Consider the following 16,238-nt stretch of genomic DNA (forward strand, 5'->3'; position numbering starts at 1 on the left):
AACTCATACACCATGTTCAAGATCATCATTGAAGCAGCGGTCAAGTTCCGTTGGCTCGTGGTGTTTCTGGCTGCTTCGATTGCCTGCTTTGGCTTGTTCCAACTGAGCAAGCTGCCAGTCGATGCTGTACCAGATATCACCAACCGCCAGGTTCAGATCAATACCATCGCACCTGCCCTTACTCCGGAGCAGATTGAACGCCAGGTCACCTATCCTCTGGAGACGGCCTTGGCCGGCATCCCAGGTCTGAACACCACTCGCTCCCTATCACGCAATGGCTTCTCTCAGGTCACCGCGATCTTCACTGATCAGACCGACATCTATTTCGCCCGCCAGCAGGTGGCAGAGCGGATGCGGGAGGCTGCCGGAGATCTGCCCGAGGGCGTGTCCCCCATGCTCTCCCCGGTTACAACCGGGCTGGGCGAGGTTCTCATGTGGACGGTGGACTTCAAGCCATTCGACCCCAAGAAGCTGGCCAAGCCCGGCCAGGCTGGCTGGCAAGAGGGTGAGGTCTACCTGACACCAGAGGGCGATCGTCTTGGAACCGCCCAGGAGCGCGCAACGTACCTGCGTACTGTCCAGGACTGGATCATCGCACCACAGATGCGCTCCAGCCCCGGCCTGGCCGGTGTTGATACGGTGGGTGGGTACGTCAAGGAATACGGCATCTACCCCGACAGCGCTCGACTGGCGGCATACAACTTGGGTCTGGCCGATCTGGTCCAAGCACTGGAACGCTCCAACGTCCAGGCTGGCGCCGGATTCGTCCAGCGTGCGGGCGAAGGCCTGGTCGTTCGGGCCGACGGCCTTGCCCTTACGACCGACGACTTGGCTCAGTCGCCCGTTGCCACCAAGGACGGTGTGGTCATCCGGGTGGCCGATGTTGCCGAGGTCGGTATGGGGCGCGCCCCACGGCTTGGTGCAGCTAGCCGAAATGGTCATGAGGCGGTACTGGGCACGGCGCTCATGATCGCCGGCGGCAACAGCCGCACCGTCGCTCAAGCTGCAGCTGAGCGCCTGGCACAGGTCAATGAATCTCTGCCCGCCGATATCTTCGCAGAGCCAGTGCTGGACCGTAGTGTGCTGGTTAACTCCACTGTCAAGACTGTCGCCAAGAACCTGACCGAAGGTGCCCTGCTGGTCGTAGTTGTGCTGTTCCTGCTCCTGGGCAACCTGCGTGCGGCAGCCATCACCGCATTGGTCATTCCGCTGTCGTTCCTGTTCGCTGTTATCGGCATGAACAAGTTCGGTATCAGCGGCAACCTGATGAGCTTGGGTGCGCTGGACTTCGGAATCCTTGTAGATGGCGCGGTAATTGTGATCGAGTCCACCCTGCTGATGCTTGGCAAGCGGCGTGCCGAACTTGGCCGACCCCTCAATGCCATGGAGCGACTGCGTGTAGCCGCCGACTCGGCGAGGAAGATGGCGCGTCCTGCAGCCTTCGGTCAGGTGATCATCCTGTTGGTGTTCGCACCGATCCTTACCTTGGAAGGTGTGGAAGGCAAGACGTTCCACCCGATGGCCGCCACCTTCATGCTCGCCCTCGTTGGCGCATTCATCTTCTCCTTTACCTTCGTACCGGCGATGGCTGCCCTGCTGGTCAGGGAGCCCAAGCTCCACGCGAAGAAAGAAGGACACGAGGGCGACCAGGACGAAGAACATGAGACAGCCATCATCCGCGTCCTGCGCGGCCGCATCGAACCGGTGATCCAAGCGGCGATTCGTAGGCCCAAGGCAGTGTTCGCTGGCGCCCTCGTGATGCTCGCAATGGGCGTGGTCGGCTTTACGATGCTGGGTCGAGAGTTCATGCCAACGCTTGATGAGGGAAATCTCGCTATGCAAGCGTTGCGTGTGCCATCTACGTCGCTTGAGCAATCGTTGGCTATGCAATTGGCGCTGGAGAAGGCCATTGCTGCTGAACCAGAGGTTGTGACGGTCTTCTCGCGGACCGGTACTGCAGAAGCAGCTATCGACCCCATGCCGACCAACATCTCCGACAGTGTGATCGTACTTAAACCGAGAAAGGAGTGGCCAGACTCTTCCCTGAGCAAGGAGGATCTGATTGCAAGGTTTGAGAAGATCGCCGCCTCGCAGATAGGCAACAGCTTTGAATTCAGCCAGCCCATCGAGCTGCGCTTCAATGAGCTGATCTCAGGCGTGCGTACGGACCTGGCCGTCATGATCTACGGCGACAACTTCGAGCAACTGCAAGCTGTTGCCGATCAGGTCGCGCTGAAGCTGAGGAATGTCCAGGGCTCAGCGGATGTCCGTGTTGAACAGATTTCCGGCCTGCCCACGCTCAATGTGGCAATCGATCATCTTGCAGCTGCGCAGTATGGCCTCACGGCAGCGGACGTGAGCGACGCGCTTTCAACCGGTATTGGCGGCGCTGCGGCAGGCAAGATCTTCGAGGGCGACCGCCGGTTCGATGTTGTTGTGCGCCTCGGCGACGATGCACGCAATGACCCCGATCAGCTCGCGTCACTGCCGATTGCAACTCCAACTGGGGGCATCGTGCCGCTCTCCTCTGTCGCACGCATTGAGATCAGCGAGGGGCCGAACCAGATCAGTCGAAACAATGGAAGCCGTCGTGTGGTGGTGCAGGCAAATGTTCGCGGTCGTGACTTGGGCGGGTTTGTTGGAGAGGCCCAGGCGGCGGTGAAGGACGTACAGCTTCCGCCGGGCGCCCACATGACGTGGGGAGGTCAGTTCGAGAACTTGCAGCGGGCTGAAAAGCGACTCATGACAGTTGTTCCGATTGTCTTCCTATTGATCGGCAGCCTGCTGTTCATGGCATTGGGCAGCGCAAAGGAGGCGGGCCTGGTGTTCACCTGCGTCCCACTGGCCCTGGTTGGCGGAATTCTCGCGTTGCTGGTGCGTGGTATGCCGTTCTCGGTATCTGCCGCCGTCGGATTCATCGCGGTATCGGGTGTTGCGACCCTGAATGGATTGGTGCTCATGCAAGCCATCAGAGAGAGGCTTGATGCAGGTGACAGTCCATTGATCGCTGCAATGAACGGTGCCGGCAGCCGAATTCGCGCGGTGGTGACCACCGCGCTGGTGGCGATCGTTGGCTTCATTCCAATGGCTATTGCGAGTGGATCTGGTGCTGAGGTGCAGAAGCCTCTCGCCACGGTGGTCATTGGCGGCCTGTTGACCGCAACAGTACTGACACTTCTTGTGCTGCCGACATTTGCGGGGCGCTTGGCCAAGGCAGGCCCGAAAGGGCAACCGGAAACTGTCCACTGAATGATGGAGTGTTTGGGCCCGGCAGAGCATCTGCCTGCCGGACTTCCCGTTCCATTTTTATGACGTTGGAGGGAACAAATGAACCTGACCACAGAACTCGAACTGCCAGTAATACTCCCAGGTGTCTCTCGGGACGACAGCTGCGTCCAGAGGCTGGTCGCTGGTCTTCAGGACATGGAGGGAGTATCGCGCGTGCACATTCGCGAGGGTAGCGACGAAGCTCTCGGAACGCTCTGCATTCATTACGACCCCGAGATCGTCTCGCTTCAGCGAGTGCGAGAGGTGGCGGCATCCGTGGGCATTGAGTTGGGTGATCGGTATGGCCACCTTTTCTTGGAGCTTGGTTCGGCCGTTCACGCACGAAAGGCAAGGACAATTGCGGCGCAAGTGCAGGCCGTACCAGGCGTCATTGAAGCCACCACCAGCCCAGCTGGTGGCATAAGCATCGAGTACGAGAGAGCCAAGACAGGCGAGGCGGAGCTGAGAGCGAAGCTTGAGGCGCTGGGTGTAGCGCAAGAGCCACCGAGTCCGAGGGGAGATTTGAAGGATCAGCACGAAGGACACGATCACAAGGACCGACAGGACCCCGGTCATTCCCACGGGGGCACGCTAGGTGGCAATAGTGAGCTGATCTTCTCACTTGCTTGCGGCCTGCTCCTGATCGTGGGATTTGCGATTGAAAAGCTTGGGTTGACCCAAACGCCCTGGATCCCCACAGCGTTTTACGTAGCAGCCTACGTCTTTGGCGGCTGGTTCACGCTTGGCGAGGCGATCGGGAACATCAAGCTGAAGCGCTTTGAGATCGATACGCTGATGCTGGTTGCAGCGGCAGGCGCAGCCGCGCTCGGCGCATGGGCCGAAGGCGCCTTGCTTCTGTTCCTCTTCAGTCTCGGTCACGCCCTTGAACACTACGCGATGGGCCGGGCTAAACGTGCGATAGAAGCTCTCGCCAAGCTTGCCCCAGAAACTGCCAGGGTGCTGAGGAATGGGCAGGTCGTGGAAGTCCAGGTTGAATCGTTGATACCTGGAGATGTGGTGGTCGTACGTCCCAATGACCGGATGCCGGCGGACGGATTCGTTATCAAAGGGGCTAGCAGCGTTGACCAAGCCCCTGTCACCGGGGAAAGCATCCCGGTTGATAAGCTGGCAGTCAATGACGCTGCTCTAGCACGGGATCGACCTGATTCGGTGGTAATGGAGTCACGTGTTTTCGCCGGCACTATCAATGGCTCCGGCGCCCTGGAGGTTGAAGTCACGCGTCGATCAGGCGAATCGGCACTGGCCCGCGTCGTCAAGATGGTAAGTGAGGCTGAGACTAGGAAGTCGCCCACGCAGCGCTTCACGGACAAGTTCGAGAGAGTATTCGTTCCCGCGGTGTTGATTCTGGCTGTGCTCCTCCTTTTCTCCTGGGTTGTGGTTGATGAGCCATTCCGTGACAGCTTCTATCGTGCTATGGCAGTTTTGGTGGCAGCGAGCCCCTGTGCACTGGCCATAGCCACGCCAAGTGCTGTTCTGGCGGGCATCGCAAGAGCGGCACGTGGTGGTGTGCTCATCAAAGGTGGGGCGCCACTCGAAGAGCTAGGAATGATCCGCGCCATCGCGTTCGACAAGACTGGAACGCTCACTGAAGGCAAGCCGCGAATTACCGACATCAAAGTGATGCAGGGAACGACAGAGCAGGAACTGCTTCACGTTGCCGTCGCCGTCGAGGCTTTAAGTGACCACCCTTTGGCCGCAGCTATCGTTCGAGATGGTAATACTCGCCTGGGCGATGGACCGGTCATGGTAGCGACAGACCTCGCTAACTTCGCTGGAAGAGGCGTTCAGGCGAAGGTGAACGGCATTGACGTGTGGATAGGAAAGGCAGAAATGTTCGGTAACGACGGCATTGGCGCTCTATCCGCGGGTGCGGAGTCTGCCATTGAGGAGCTCCGTAACGCCGGCAGAACCACGATGGCCGTTCGCCTAGGTGATCGCGACCTAGGTGTCATCGGCCTTATGGATACGCCCCGGCCAGAGGCGCGTGAAGCCCTGGACAAGCTAAGGCGCTTGGGCATCCAACGAATGATCATGATCTCTGGCGACCACCAGACTGTAGCTCAAGCCGTGGCAACGGACGTGGGTCTAAACGAGGCATGGGGAAATCTCATGCCTGACGACAAGGTGAAGGCAATACGTCAGTTGAAGGAGACGGAGCGAGTGGCAATGGTCGGCGACGGTGTGAATGACGCACCCGCAATGGCTAGTGCCAGCGTCGGAATTGCAATGGGTGCCGCCTCTTCGGACGTAGCGCTGGAGACTGCCGACGTCGCGCTTATGTCTGAGGATTTGAGACAGGTTGCATTCTCTGTAGCGCTTAGTCGACGCACGAAACGGGTGATCCGTCAGAACGTGTATGTGAGCCTGGGCGTCGTAGCGTTGTTGGTTCCTGCGACCATCCTAGGTCTTGGCATTGGACCGGCTGTGGCAGTGCATGAAGGTTCAACCTTGTTGGTTGTATTCAATGCGCTGAGGCTCCTTGGCTTCCGTCAGTCGTGACATGCGAATTCTAGTGATTGAGCGCGATCGAGAAGTCGCTTTGAAGATTCTGGCCTACTTCGAGGCCCGAGGGCATCAGCTTGATACCATCGGGGACGGCATCGCCGGCCTTCACTTTGCGGCGTCCAATGGTTACGACGCAGTCATTCTTGATTGGATGCTTCCTCGCATGGAAGGCCCGGAGGTTCTGAGAAGGCTGCGGTTGAATCACGGTGTTTCAGTTCCTGTTGTGATGTTGGCTGCAAAGGTTGCGCTCTCGGACAAAATCATCGCTTTCCGCTCCGGTGCAGATGACTATGTGACCAAGCCTTTTGAGCTCCCGGAGCTCGAAGTTCGCCTAGAGGCGTTGGTTTCCCGTACGGAGGGACGCGTAACAAGGAGGCGGCTGCTGATCGGAGAGCTCACGTTGGACCTGAGAACGTTGGAGGCCACACGGGCTGGAAAACGACTGCATCTGTACCCAGCTTGCAGGAAGCTCCTTGAAGCGCTGATGCGGGCAAGTCCTGCCGCTGTGACCAGGCGGCAGCTTGAGCACACTCTCTGGGGTGACGACCTGCCCGACGGGGATCTTCTGCGATCACAGATGTCCAGCCTGCGGCGAAGCATTGATGGTCCGTTTGAGGAAAAGATGATCCAGACGCTGCCGCGGGTTGGGTATCGACTGATACCGCCATCAAGGCCTATGCCCCCCCCCCGGGGAAGGGAGGCCCTATGACGGTGAGGCGTAGACATGGCTGCAGAGCCGTCAGTGCAGACCTTGAGCGCCTGACTATTTGGCCACGTATTCTGATCAGAGTATGACCATGTGGAAGCCAGCCGCACTCCCAATTGGCGCGTTCTTGGCCGCAGCGATTTGGGGCGCAGCGGCCATGGTGCCCTTCGCGCCGGCATCAGAAGAGATGATGTTTTGGATACCGGTGTCGATTGCGCTAACGAGTGCGGCTGCTGCATTGGTAGTTGCGATGATGCAAGACATCATTCTGGTCGCGGTAAAGAGATGGCCACTGTTCGTGAAATTCTATCCAACCCTCTGCTTGGAGCCACTCCCCTTTGCATTCCTTCCAATCGTGCTGTCACTCGCCGGAATTGCGGAGTTCGGTCCAGCGATGCTGAGTGCAGCTCTATTGCTGATCGGCTTCTCGTTTGCGGAGACTCTCTTCGCCGCCGCCCTCCACAGAGCCCGGGCGACGCCGACCGCGGTTGTGATCTCGATGCAGTGCGCTGCTCTGGTGTTTGCAGTTTACATGTACAAGAAAGGCATCCAAGCGAACGTCAGTGACATCAGTTGGCCGTGGTTCGCATCGTCTGTCACTGCCATGAGTCTATTCTCCTTCCTAGTCGGAAGGTATTGGGCCAACCTGCTTCGTGATGCTGAGGTGGGGTTCTCTCCCTTACTGAAGTGGGTTCTGGTCACCTTCATAGCTGAAGGATCTACTAGTGAATGGAGCCGGTGGAGATTGAAGCAACCTATTAAGCAACGCAGACCACCGGGGCTTCGGTCCAAGCCTCGCAGGAAATAGGATCCGATCAACCAATCCAAATCATGGAGGCTAATTCTTGACAACTGCGAGCGCGACAAATATGACGCAAGGGCGGATGGGACCACCCGTCGTCAGTCTCGCTCTGTGAGAGGTGGCGCATCGAGATCACGTTTGTGGAGGTCTTCTACCGGCCGGAAGCAATACCCCGAGGTAGGTCCGTGGTGGCGACTTCTGGTTTCAATGCGCCCGAAGCCCACCGGAGCCTCAAAGATGCGCGCTCAGGGTTGCAGCGGTCGCTGGCGACAGTCGTCATCGGCCGGAGCCTGTCCCCCGCCTACCAACCTTGCTGGCAAGGCCGGTGTTTTTTGATTGCAAGATTCAGACCTATCCCGCCTGACAATCACATTCCCTGGAGTCACCGCCAACATGAATGAAGCCGAGCTGGAACAAGTGCGTACGGCGATGTTTACCGACCCCGGCGTGAAAGCGGTGGATGACCTGCGCCTAGTCCCCGCCAAAGAGCGCGGTCGTGCGATCGCGGCCACCATCACCGTCGCTGCGCCCTCGGTCGACCTGGACCTGGTGCATGCGGTGATCGCCCGCGTGCTGGCCGATCAATTTGACATCGATCAGGTCATGCTGTGCTTCAACGACCCGGGTCCGGTGCCACCACAGCCCACCGCGGCGCCCTTGAAGAAAATGTGATCGCCCGTGGCTCTATGCGTCTGCGTTGGCGGGCGCATAGAGCTGATAACCCGGCAACGCGCACGCGCCGGCATACACAAAGGCCACGCTTTGCCGCGCCCGGGTGAAGGCCACGTAGTACTTTGGTGGGGCGGTGATACGCGCTGCATCTGCCGTGCGCAGGTACTGTGTCAGCGGGCCGTTCGGAAAGATGAGGACCCGGCTGTAGGTGCGGCCCTTGCACTGCCCAAAGTTCACGGCCGGTAGTCCGTCGCACGCTTGCCGCCGGTCATGCCGGAGCACGGTGGGCGCAAACTCCTGCATGTACGCTTCAACATCCGCTGGAGCGACGAGGTAGATGCCATCGTGCCCGGTGACCTCGCCATTGCCTGATTGGGTTCGCGGCATCTGCGGATAGAGCGTGTCCGCCATATCGCACAGGGCCTGGACGCAGCGAAGGCTGATGAGGCGGTGATCCAGCTGGCATAAGCCGTCCGCCTCCCAAATCTGAAACAGCGCTGCCAGATTGGGTCCACGATACTGGCTGTGCCTTTGAGCATAGTTGGTGGCATACGTCGCCTGCCGCGTATCACCCACCAACGTGATGGCAATGCCGCTCTTCAACAGCCGCTCGACCAGATCCAGATCAAAGCCGGCGAGGTCCTGAACTTCGTCGATGTAGAGCTCGTCGTACATGGCCGCCAGGCGTGCCATGACCTGACCTTGGGTGAGCTCATCGCAGCGCACAGCGAAATCGGCCGCCCGGTCCGAATACATCCGGTTGCCTGCCAAGTAGTGGCGCGCCACCTGGGTGCGTGGGGCCCTGTTATTGGTGACACCTTCTACGAACAGGATGGTCTCGATGCGAGGCTCAGGGCAAAGCGCTGCCTGGTACGGGCGGATGCACTGGCACAGCAGGAAGCCATACCAGCTGTGCAAAGTGACATGCACGGGGACCGCACCGGCGTGGACCTCAAACGAGCGCCGGATCTCTTCTAGATTCTCCAGCGTGTAGGTGACAATCGCGATGCGACGCCCAGGCCGCTCCAGGGCCTGCCGGACCAGCAAGGTGGTCTTGCCCGAGCCGGCCGCCGAAAGCAGGACCCGGTTAGGTGATGGCGCGCTGGACATAGTCCGGGAACCTGATCGAGTGCGGGCTGTTGAAGATCGCCAGGGCCGTATCGGTCTTATGGCCCTTCATGTACTTGAGCAGCGCCACCTCATCGGCAAACGTCTTGCCCAGCACGGTATTGAGTTCGGCCAGCGAGTTGGCTTTGATCAGCTGCTCTTCCAGCGATGGGGCGCTTTCGTCGGAATCGTAATAGATCGCGTTGATGTGTTCGGCATAGCGCTCCTGCACAACGGCGATATCGCCATCATTGTCGGTGATCACCTTGGCCTGGATTTTCAGCCGATCTGCAATCTGCAAGAAGCGCTTGAATGCCAGCGACTTGACCGAAATGATGTCTACGCCGCGAGCCATCGGCGCCACGCCATGGTGGTCGCTGTAGGCGCGCTGCACGATCAGCTCGTCGGAAGGGCCTTCCACCAGGATCGCCTGCTTGGCCAGGATCAATCGCAGCGTGTCGTGGCCCGGCAGCTTCATGAAATAGTCATGGGTATCGCTCGGCAGCTGGTCCAGCTTCATCTGGCCCTGCGCGCTGAACAGGATCACGTTGTCCACGCCCAGCTTATTCAACACGAAGCTGCTGTGGGTGGCGATGATCACCTGCTGGGCGGTGGAGAGGGCCGCAATCTTGTCGATCAGCTGGGTCATGCTGGAATAGGACAGATGGTTCTCCGGCTCCTCGATCAGCAGCACGTGGGCAGCGCCGGCCGCGTGCATCGCCAGCTTCATCTTCACCGCGCTTTGCTCACCCTTGCCGGCCTGGGTGAACGGGAGCTCATCCAGGTAAGGTGACAAGCTGGTTTCCCATGTTGAGCGCGGCGATGTGTCCACACCCACCGTCAGCGCCCGGTGGCTGATGTCCCCGGTGTGCTCGGTCAGGTACGCATTGATGGCCGCCACGTCCGCCTCTTCGGAAAAACTCTGCCGCATGCGGCGGAAGCTCAACGACAGCGAGACGCGCTGCGCAGGCGTCAGTGCCTGATCGATGATGCCGGCGATATAGCGATCGGCACCGGACAAGGTCTTGATGCCGTGAGTGTCGATGATGGTCGAATCGAACGGAATGCTGCGAGCGGTGACGCCATTGTTGGCGAAGGAATACCAGCGCACCGTGTAGTACTCCACCGGCAGGCTGACCGCACCCTGGTGCTGCTGCAGGTAGGCGTTGAACTCCTCGCGGTAGTCGTCGTTGAGCTCGACCAGCAGCCGGATGCCGGCGGTATCCAAGCGCAGGGAGTTGTTGGTGCCGCGCAACGACGCCAGCGCGACATCTGCGCCCAGATAGGCTTCGATGGAGATCCGTGGCGGCGAAGCCGGCGTGCCTGCAGCAAGGGTCGCCAGATATTCCTGCACCGCGGGCTGGTGGAACAGGTAGGGCGTGAGCTCGTAGGCGAGATTGCGCCCATGCAGTTGCCCGGTGACCACCACGTGGATGGCCTCCAGCAGGGTGGACTTACCGACCTCGTTGTCGCCCACCACCAGGTTCATGTGGGCGTTGAGGGGCAGGTCCAGATGGCGAAACGACTTGAAATTGTCGATGACGATACGTTCGATCGGCATGCACAGTCCTTTGATGGCCAACGAGTTCGGTGGCGGCGCCTGCTTGCACCCCGGCTGGCCTCCTTTCCGCTCTGGGCCATACTACCCAGGGATCGCCAGCCTTGGGCGGTTTCGTACTGTTTTGACGACTTGAAATGGCCGAAACGCTGGTTACGCGGGATAATTCCACATTATCCCGCCTTTAGATACGACCCGTACTCGGCGAGTAGTGTAACTTGATTGGTATGTAATTACGTGGTATGTAATACATTACGAAATAGTCGGAGAGTGCGATGGCACGCGGCGGCTTGTACAAGAGCGACATCCAGAAGGCCCGCGATGCGCTGCGGGCACAGGGCAAACACCCGTCGGTGGACGCGGTGCGGGTGGCGCTGGGCAACACCGGCTCCAAGACAACCATTCACCGCTACCTGAAGGAGCTGGAAGAAGATGAAGGGCAAGGCCTTGGCGCCAAGGTCGCGGTCAGCGACGCGCTACAGGACCTGGTCGGTCGGCTTGCCGGTCGCCTACACGAGGAGGCCGAGGCTGTAATCGCCGAGGCCCGGCAGCGCTTCGAAGCGCACTTGCAGGAGCGTAGCGAGGCGCTGGAACGCACCCAGCAGGAGGCGTCCACGCTGAGCGCGCAGCTTCAGCGCATTGAAACTGCCTTACGCGAAGAAAAGACGACCCACGCCGCAGCCCAGCAGGCCTTGGCCGAACGGGTCACCGAGGTCGCGCAGCTCGGCGAACGGATCGCGGGACTGACCGCGCGGCTGGCGGAGCACGAGGCGCATGCCCAGTCGCTGGAGCAGAAGCACCAGCATGCTCGCGAGGCGTTGGAGCACTACCGCACCTCGGTCAAGGACCAACGCGAACAGGAACAGCGCCGCCACGAGCACCAGGTGCAGGAACTGCAGGTCGCGCTGCGCCAGGCCAACGAGGCGCTGACCGCCAAGAACCACGAACTGGTTCAGCTCAACCGCGACAACGGGCAGTGGCTGGAACGCCACAGCCGCCTAGAGAGGGAACTGGCGCAGGTGCGGCAAGCTGCGGACGACCAGCGGAAGGAGCTGGACGCGCTGCGGCTTACGGCTGCGGAGTACCAGGCCTTGCTGGCACGCTGGACCCAGGACGCCCAAGCGTTGGAGAGCGCACGGGTCAAGCTGGCCAATGCTCACGCCGACTTGGCCAAGGAGCGAGAACGGCGTGAACAAGCCGAGGCCGAAGCGTTGCGTGCCGGTGTGCGCCAGGACACCTTGGAGCAGTTGCTGGCGCAGTTGCGGCCCGATCGCGCCGACAGTTCAGGTACCAACAAAAATCCGGCAACCAAATGATTTCACGGAAGAAAAAAAAATTCTGGGGGGCATTTTTGCACGTATCTCGGCTTAACCCCACATCCGCCATCCTTATGGGGTTTCCATGGGGGGTGCGCGTGACTTTGTCCGTCGACTCAACACCGACCTTCGCTCGACGCCTCCAACAAGCCCGCCTGCACACGGGTTTGTCGCAGAAGGAGTTGGGCATCCGGGCCGGTCTGGATCCTTACGTGGCCAGCCCCCGAGTCAACCAGTACGAACGTGGCAAGCACGAACCCAAGCTGGAGACTGCTAAGCGGTTGGCCCAAGCGTTGGGGATCCCCGCCGCCTTCCTTTACACCGACGATGATCTGCTGGCCAAGTTGCTCCTGCGCTGGGGCTCGCTAAGCAAGCAGCAGAAGCGGGAGTTGGTGAAGCTGATCGAGGCCACACCCGAGAAGTAAACCGAACAAGCGCTAGCCCTATGGGCAACCCTTCGCCTCAACCCGCCCATTGGGCGCTCCTGGAGGGAGCTGCAGTGGCCGTGACTAGTGCGACTGACAAGTGGCGGCATCTCAGGCCTACTTGAGATTTTGTTCACGACCGATACACACGCGCCTTGTCTAAAGTGATTTACAATGTCGCCCGTGTCAGCCTCCTCACTTCTACTGCGACTGCTCCTGATCGTCATGCTCGTGCTTAACGGCGCGTGGTCGGCATTTGCGTCGATCAGTATGAACCCGGCCATGGAAGCGCAGGCCAGCGAAGTGGCTGCCGCGGTGCAAGGCGACGAAGACTGCGTCGCCCATCACAGTGCTGAGAATCATCCCGATGCCACCTCGATTGAAAGGGCTGGCACTGGGCATGGCGACCATGCCGGTCCCGACTGTTGCAAGTCTTCTGCGTGCCGGTGCGCCTGCGTACACGCGTGCGCGAGCGCACTTCCGGCGCGCCTGCATGTTTCGGTGCAACTGGCCTTGGGCCTGGATGTCATGCCGCTGCCCCTAGGGCATGCGGCACCTGCCTTGCCTCATCTGATCCGACCACCGATCGGCTAAGCGTCCCTAAGCGCCGCAATGGCGCCGTTGGTGTGGCTTGCATGCCTATTTATAGGCCAGCCGCCCGCTCTGTACCACCGCCCGCCGGTGGCAACACGACGCTTGGAGCATTTTCATGTCGCATGATGATTTTCGTGGTCCACACGGTGGACCGCCGCTGCTACCTTCGCGGCGGCGATTTGTCCAGGGCTTGGCCTTGGGAGGCGCAGTCGCAGGATTAGGTTTCTGGCCCAAAGCCAGTTGGGCGCTCAAGGGCCCGGGACAACCCAACGTACTATCGGGCACCGAGTTTGACCTAACCATCGGCGAGACGCCGATGAACTTCACCGGCAAGACCCGCACCGCGATCACCGTCAATGGGTCCGTTCCGGCGCCGTTGCTGCGTTGGCGGGAAGGCACCACGGTCAACCTGCGTGTCTCCAATGCATTGCCCGCTAACTCCCTCCATGGCGCGGACACCTCCATCCATTGGCACGGCATCATTTTGCCGGCCAACATGGACGGCGTGCCGGGCCTGAGCTTTGACGGTATCGGACGTGGTGAGACCTACCACTACCGGTTCACCCTGCATCAGGGCGGCACCTACTGGTACCACAGCCACTCGGGGTTCCAGGAACAAGCCGGGCTCTATGGCCCGATCATCATCGACCCATTGGAGCCGGAGCCCTTCAGCTTCGATCGCGACTACGTCGTGATGCTGAGCGATTGGACAGACCTGGACCCGACGGCCCTGTTCGATCGTTTGAAGAAGATGCCGGGCCATGACAATTACTACAAGCGCACGGTCGGCGATTTTGCGCGCGATGTGAAGCGCAACGGCCTGTCGGCCACGTTGGAAGATCGCAAGATGTGGGGCGTGATGCGGATGACGCCCACGGATCTGTCCGACGTCAACGCCAACACCTACACCTACCTGATGAACGGCACGACCTCGCTGGGCAACTGGACCGGTTTGTTCCGCAGTGGCGAGAAGGTGCGCCTGCGTTTCATCAATGGCTCTGCCATGACGTACTTCGATGTGCGTATTCCGGGGCTAAAGATGACCGTGGTGGCAGCAGATGGCTTGTATGTCCATCCGGTTTCCGTCGACGAGTTCCGCATCGCGGTAGCAGAAACCTTCGATGTGATCGTGGAGCCCTCCGGGCAGGACGCATTCACCATCTTTGCCCAAGACTCCGGTCGCACCGGCTACGTCAGCGGCACGCTCGCCGTGCGCGAAGGATTACGCGCGCCCGTTCCGTCTGTGGATCCCCGGCCGCTGCTGACGATGGCAGACATGGGCATGGATCATGGATCGATGGATATGTCTGGCGGCAGCAAGGGCATGGAAGGCGGCTGTGGTGCGGCCATGGGCATGCCTGGCATGACCCCACCTGCCAGCGGTAACGCGACCTCGGCCCATGCAGGCCATGCGATGCCCGCCGCCGGCGATGGTGCCATGGCAGGCATGCAGCACGGGGGCATGCAATCACACCCTGCCAGCGAGACCAACAATCCCCTGTTGGACAACCAGGCCATGAGCGTGAGTTCGCGCTTGGATGATCCGGGTAATGGCCTGCGCGATAACGGCCGTCATGTACTGACGTATTCCATGCTCAAGAGCACCTTTGAAGACCCTGACGGACGCGACCCCGGTCGCGAGATCGAGCTGCATCTGACCGGACATATGGAGAAATTCTCCTGGGGCTTCAACGGTCAGAAGTTCTCCGATGTCAAGCCGCTGCGGCTGAACTACGGCGAGCGTATGCGCATCGTATTGGTTAACGACACGATGATGACCCATCCCATCCATTTGCACGGCATGTGGAGTGACGTGGAGGACGACAACGGCAACTTCATGGTGCGCAAGCACACGGTGGATATGCCGCCGGGTAGCCGACGCACGTATCGCGTGCGTGCCGATGCGTTGGGCAGCTGGGCGTTCCATTGCCACCTGCTTTATCACATGGAAGCCGGAATGATGCGCACGGTGAGGGTCGACGAATGAACATCAATAGACGCGATACCACCCTGACTGCGCTGACGCTGGCTATCTCGCTGGCCCTGGCCAATGCGGCCAGCGCCCAATCCATGCAGCACGGCTCCATGCCGATGGAGCAGGGCGCGCAGACCCAGACTCAGGATCACTCTGCACAACAGGCGCCGACATCAAAACCTGCGCCAGCCCAAAAGCCTGCAACACCGGCCAAGCCGAGCGAAGCGACGATCGATCATGCGACGATGGGCCACGCCGCGCCGCAGGCTAAAGCAGCCGAGCCTGCCATGCAGGGCATGGACCATTCGCAAATGGGGCACGTCTCGCCCGCGAGCACACCTGCGGCGCCCACAGCACAGGCGCAGTCGATGCAGGGCATGGATCACAGTCAGATGGCACAACCCGCTGCAGCCGACACCTCTAGTACGGCCACGCCTGCGATGCAGGGGATGGACCATTCCAAGATGGGGCACGGCGCGCCTCCGAGCACGCCCGCAACGCCCAAAGCGCAGACACAGTCGATGCAGGGCATGGACCACAGTCAGATGGGACACGGGCCTGCAGTGCCAACGCAGCCGCGCACCCCGATACCCGCGGTGACGGACGCGGATCGCAAGGCGGCCATCGCGCCGGAACACGCGCATCCGGTGCATGACAACTCGATCAAGAGCTACGTGCTGCTCAATCGCCTGGAAGCCTGGGATGCCGATCCGGGCACCGGGCTGGGCTGGGAGGGCCAGGCTTGGATCGGTACGGACCTCAATCGCGTCTGGCTCCGCAGTGAAGGCGAACGCACGGATGGTCAGACCGAGTCGGCTGATCTGGAAGTGCTCTACGGCCGCAGTATCTCCACGTGGTGGGATGTGGTGGCCGGTGTGCGTCATGACTTCAAGCCTGGGGCATCTCAAAACTTCGCCGCTATCGGTGTACAGGGCTTGGCGCCGATGAAGTTCGAAGTGTCCGCCACAGCCTATCTCGGCGAAGGGGGCCAGACTGCCGCCAATGTCGAGGCCGAGTACGAATTGCTGCTAACCAACCGGCTGATCTTGCAGCCGCTGGTGGAAGTCACCGCCTATGGCAAGAACGATCCATTGCGCGGGATAGGTTCGGGTCTGAGTACCGCTGAGGCGGGGCTACGACTTCGTTATGAGTTCACCCGAAAGTTCGCTCCCTACATCGGCGTGGTGTACGAGCGCGCGTTTGGCAATACCGCAGACATGCGACGCGAGCATGGCGAGTCCTTTGAAGACACGCGCTTGGTCATCGGCCTTCGTACCTGGTTCTAAGGGG

General features: G+C 60.4%; 12 protein-coding genes. 10 read left to right on the top strand and 2 right to left on the bottom strand.

Going from position 1 to position 16,238, the window contains the following annotated elements:
• Positions 1-12 precede the first annotated feature (12 nt).
• The 5 genes from ACTT2I_RS08150 (at position 13) to ACTT2I_RS08170 (ending at position 7,973) form a co-directional block, all read left to right on the top strand.
• On the top strand, positions 13-3,249 hold the full coding sequence (locus tag ACTT2I_RS08150; RefSeq protein WP_017354995.1) for an efflux RND transporter permease subunit: 3,237 nt from the start codon (positions 13-15) through the stop codon (positions 3,247-3,249).
• Positions 3,250-3,327: 78 nt separating this feature from the next.
• The gene (locus ACTT2I_RS08155) at positions 3,328-5,787 is read left to right on the top strand and encodes a heavy metal translocating P-type ATPase (protein WP_017354994.1); all 2,460 of its coding nucleotides are present in this window, start codon (positions 3,328-3,330) and stop codon (positions 5,785-5,787) included.
• Between the two features lies 1 nt (position 5,788).
• Positions 5,789-6,502, top strand: coding sequence for a response regulator transcription factor (locus ACTT2I_RS08160; RefSeq protein ID WP_017354993.1), 714 nt, complete (start codon positions 5,789-5,791; stop codon positions 6,500-6,502).
• 82 nt (positions 6,503-6,584) lie between these two features.
• Positions 6,585-7,307: a hypothetical protein gene (locus ACTT2I_RS08165; RefSeq protein ID WP_017354992.1), complete on the top strand. Its 723-nt coding sequence runs from the start codon at positions 6,585-6,587 to the stop codon at positions 7,305-7,307.
• 387 nt (positions 7,308-7,694) lie between these two features.
• Complete coding sequence (locus ACTT2I_RS08170; protein ID WP_027080079.1) at positions 7,695-7,973, top strand: hypothetical protein; 279 nt, start codon at positions 7,695-7,697, stop codon at positions 7,971-7,973.
• A 12-nt stretch (positions 7,974-7,985) separates the two neighbouring features.
• Here ACTT2I_RS08170 and ACTT2I_RS08175 read toward each other — a convergent pair whose 3' ends face one another.
• Both ACTT2I_RS08175 and ACTT2I_RS08180 read right to left on the bottom strand, forming a co-directional pair.
• Positions 7,986-9,083, bottom strand: coding sequence for a UvrD-helicase domain-containing protein (locus ACTT2I_RS08175; RefSeq protein WP_017354990.1), 1,098 nt, complete (start codon positions 9,081-9,083; stop codon positions 7,986-7,988).
• Complete coding sequence (locus ACTT2I_RS08180) at positions 9,061-10,641, bottom strand: ATP-dependent nuclease (protein WP_017354989.1); 1,581 nt, start codon at positions 10,639-10,641, stop codon at positions 9,061-9,063. Before ACTT2I_RS08180 ends, ACTT2I_RS08175 begins: the two co-directional genes overlap by 23 nt.
• A 272-nt stretch (positions 10,642-10,913) precedes the next feature.
• On the opposite strand from ACTT2I_RS08180, the gene ACTT2I_RS08185 reads away from it, so the two are divergent.
• From ACTT2I_RS08185 to ACTT2I_RS08205, 5 genes are all read left to right on the top strand, one after another.
• Positions 10,914-11,954, top strand: a complete 1,041-nt coding sequence (locus tag ACTT2I_RS08185; RefSeq protein ID WP_017354988.1) for a DNA-binding protein — start codon at positions 10,914-10,916, stop codon at positions 11,952-11,954.
• A 74-nt stretch (positions 11,955-12,028) separates the two neighbouring features.
• Positions 12,029-12,379 (top strand): helix-turn-helix domain-containing protein, encoded by a 351-nt coding sequence (locus ACTT2I_RS08190; RefSeq protein WP_017354987.1) that lies wholly within the window; start codon positions 12,029-12,031, stop codon positions 12,377-12,379.
• A 174-nt stretch (positions 12,380-12,553) separates the two neighbouring features.
• Complete coding sequence (locus ACTT2I_RS08195; RefSeq protein WP_080354476.1) at positions 12,554-12,973, top strand: CopL family metal-binding regulatory protein; 420 nt, start codon at positions 12,554-12,556, stop codon at positions 12,971-12,973.
• 115 nt (positions 12,974-13,088) lie between these two features.
• Positions 13,089-14,960, top strand: a complete 1,872-nt coding sequence (locus tag ACTT2I_RS08200; protein ID WP_017354985.1) for a copper resistance system multicopper oxidase — start codon at positions 13,089-13,091, stop codon at positions 14,958-14,960.
• A complete protein-coding gene (locus tag ACTT2I_RS08205) occupies positions 14,957-16,234 on the top strand; it encodes a copper resistance protein B (protein WP_017354984.1) in 1,278 nt (425 codons plus the stop codon). The genes ACTT2I_RS08200 and ACTT2I_RS08205 overlap by 4 nt, the downstream gene beginning before the upstream one ends.
• The last annotated feature ends 4 nt before the right edge of the window (positions 16,235-16,238 follow it).

Source organism: Stenotrophomonas sp. PUT21 (assembly GCF_052232875.1).
GTDB classification, from domain to species: domain Bacteria; phylum Pseudomonadota; class Gammaproteobacteria; order Xanthomonadales; family Xanthomonadaceae; genus Stenotrophomonas; species Stenotrophomonas maltophilia_N.

Bases quoted from the DNA above. Each gene is read 5' to 3' on its own strand.
- ACTT2I_RS08195 (WP_080354476.1), top strand. From the start codon at position 12,554: ATGTCGCCCGTGTCAGCCTCCTCACTTCTACTGCGACTGCTCCTGATC.
- ACTT2I_RS08185 (WP_017354988.1), top strand. From the start codon at position 10,914: ATGGCACGCGGCGGCTTGTACAAGAGCGACATCCAGAAGGCCCGCGAT.
- ACTT2I_RS08170 (WP_027080079.1), top strand. From the start codon at position 7,695: ATGAATGAAGCCGAGCTGGAACAAGTGCGTACGGCGATGTTTACCGAC.
- ACTT2I_RS08180 (WP_017354989.1), bottom strand. From the start codon at position 10,641: ATGCCGATCGAACGTATCGTCATCGACAATTTCAAGTCGTTTCGCCAT.
- ACTT2I_RS08165 (WP_017354992.1), top strand. From the start codon at position 6,585: ATGACCATGTGGAAGCCAGCCGCACTCCCAATTGGCGCGTTCTTGGCC.
- ACTT2I_RS08190 (WP_017354987.1), top strand. From the start codon at position 12,029: ATGGGGTTTCCATGGGGGGTGCGCGTGACTTTGTCCGTCGACTCAACA.
- ACTT2I_RS08175 (WP_017354990.1), bottom strand. From the start codon at position 9,083: ATGTCCAGCGCGCCATCACCTAACCGGGTCCTGCTTTCGGCGGCCGGC.
- ACTT2I_RS08205 (WP_017354984.1), top strand. From the start codon at position 14,957: ATGAACATCAATAGACGCGATACCACCCTGACTGCGCTGACGCTGGCT.
- ACTT2I_RS08160 (WP_017354993.1), top strand. From the start codon at position 5,789: ATGCGAATTCTAGTGATTGAGCGCGATCGAGAAGTCGCTTTGAAGATT.
- ACTT2I_RS08150 (WP_017354995.1), top strand. From the start codon at position 13: ATGTTCAAGATCATCATTGAAGCAGCGGTCAAGTTCCGTTGGCTCGTG.
- ACTT2I_RS08155 (WP_017354994.1), top strand. From the start codon at position 3,328: ATGAACCTGACCACAGAACTCGAACTGCCAGTAATACTCCCAGGTGTC.
- ACTT2I_RS08200 (WP_017354985.1), top strand. From the start codon at position 13,089: ATGTCGCATGATGATTTTCGTGGTCCACACGGTGGACCGCCGCTGCTA.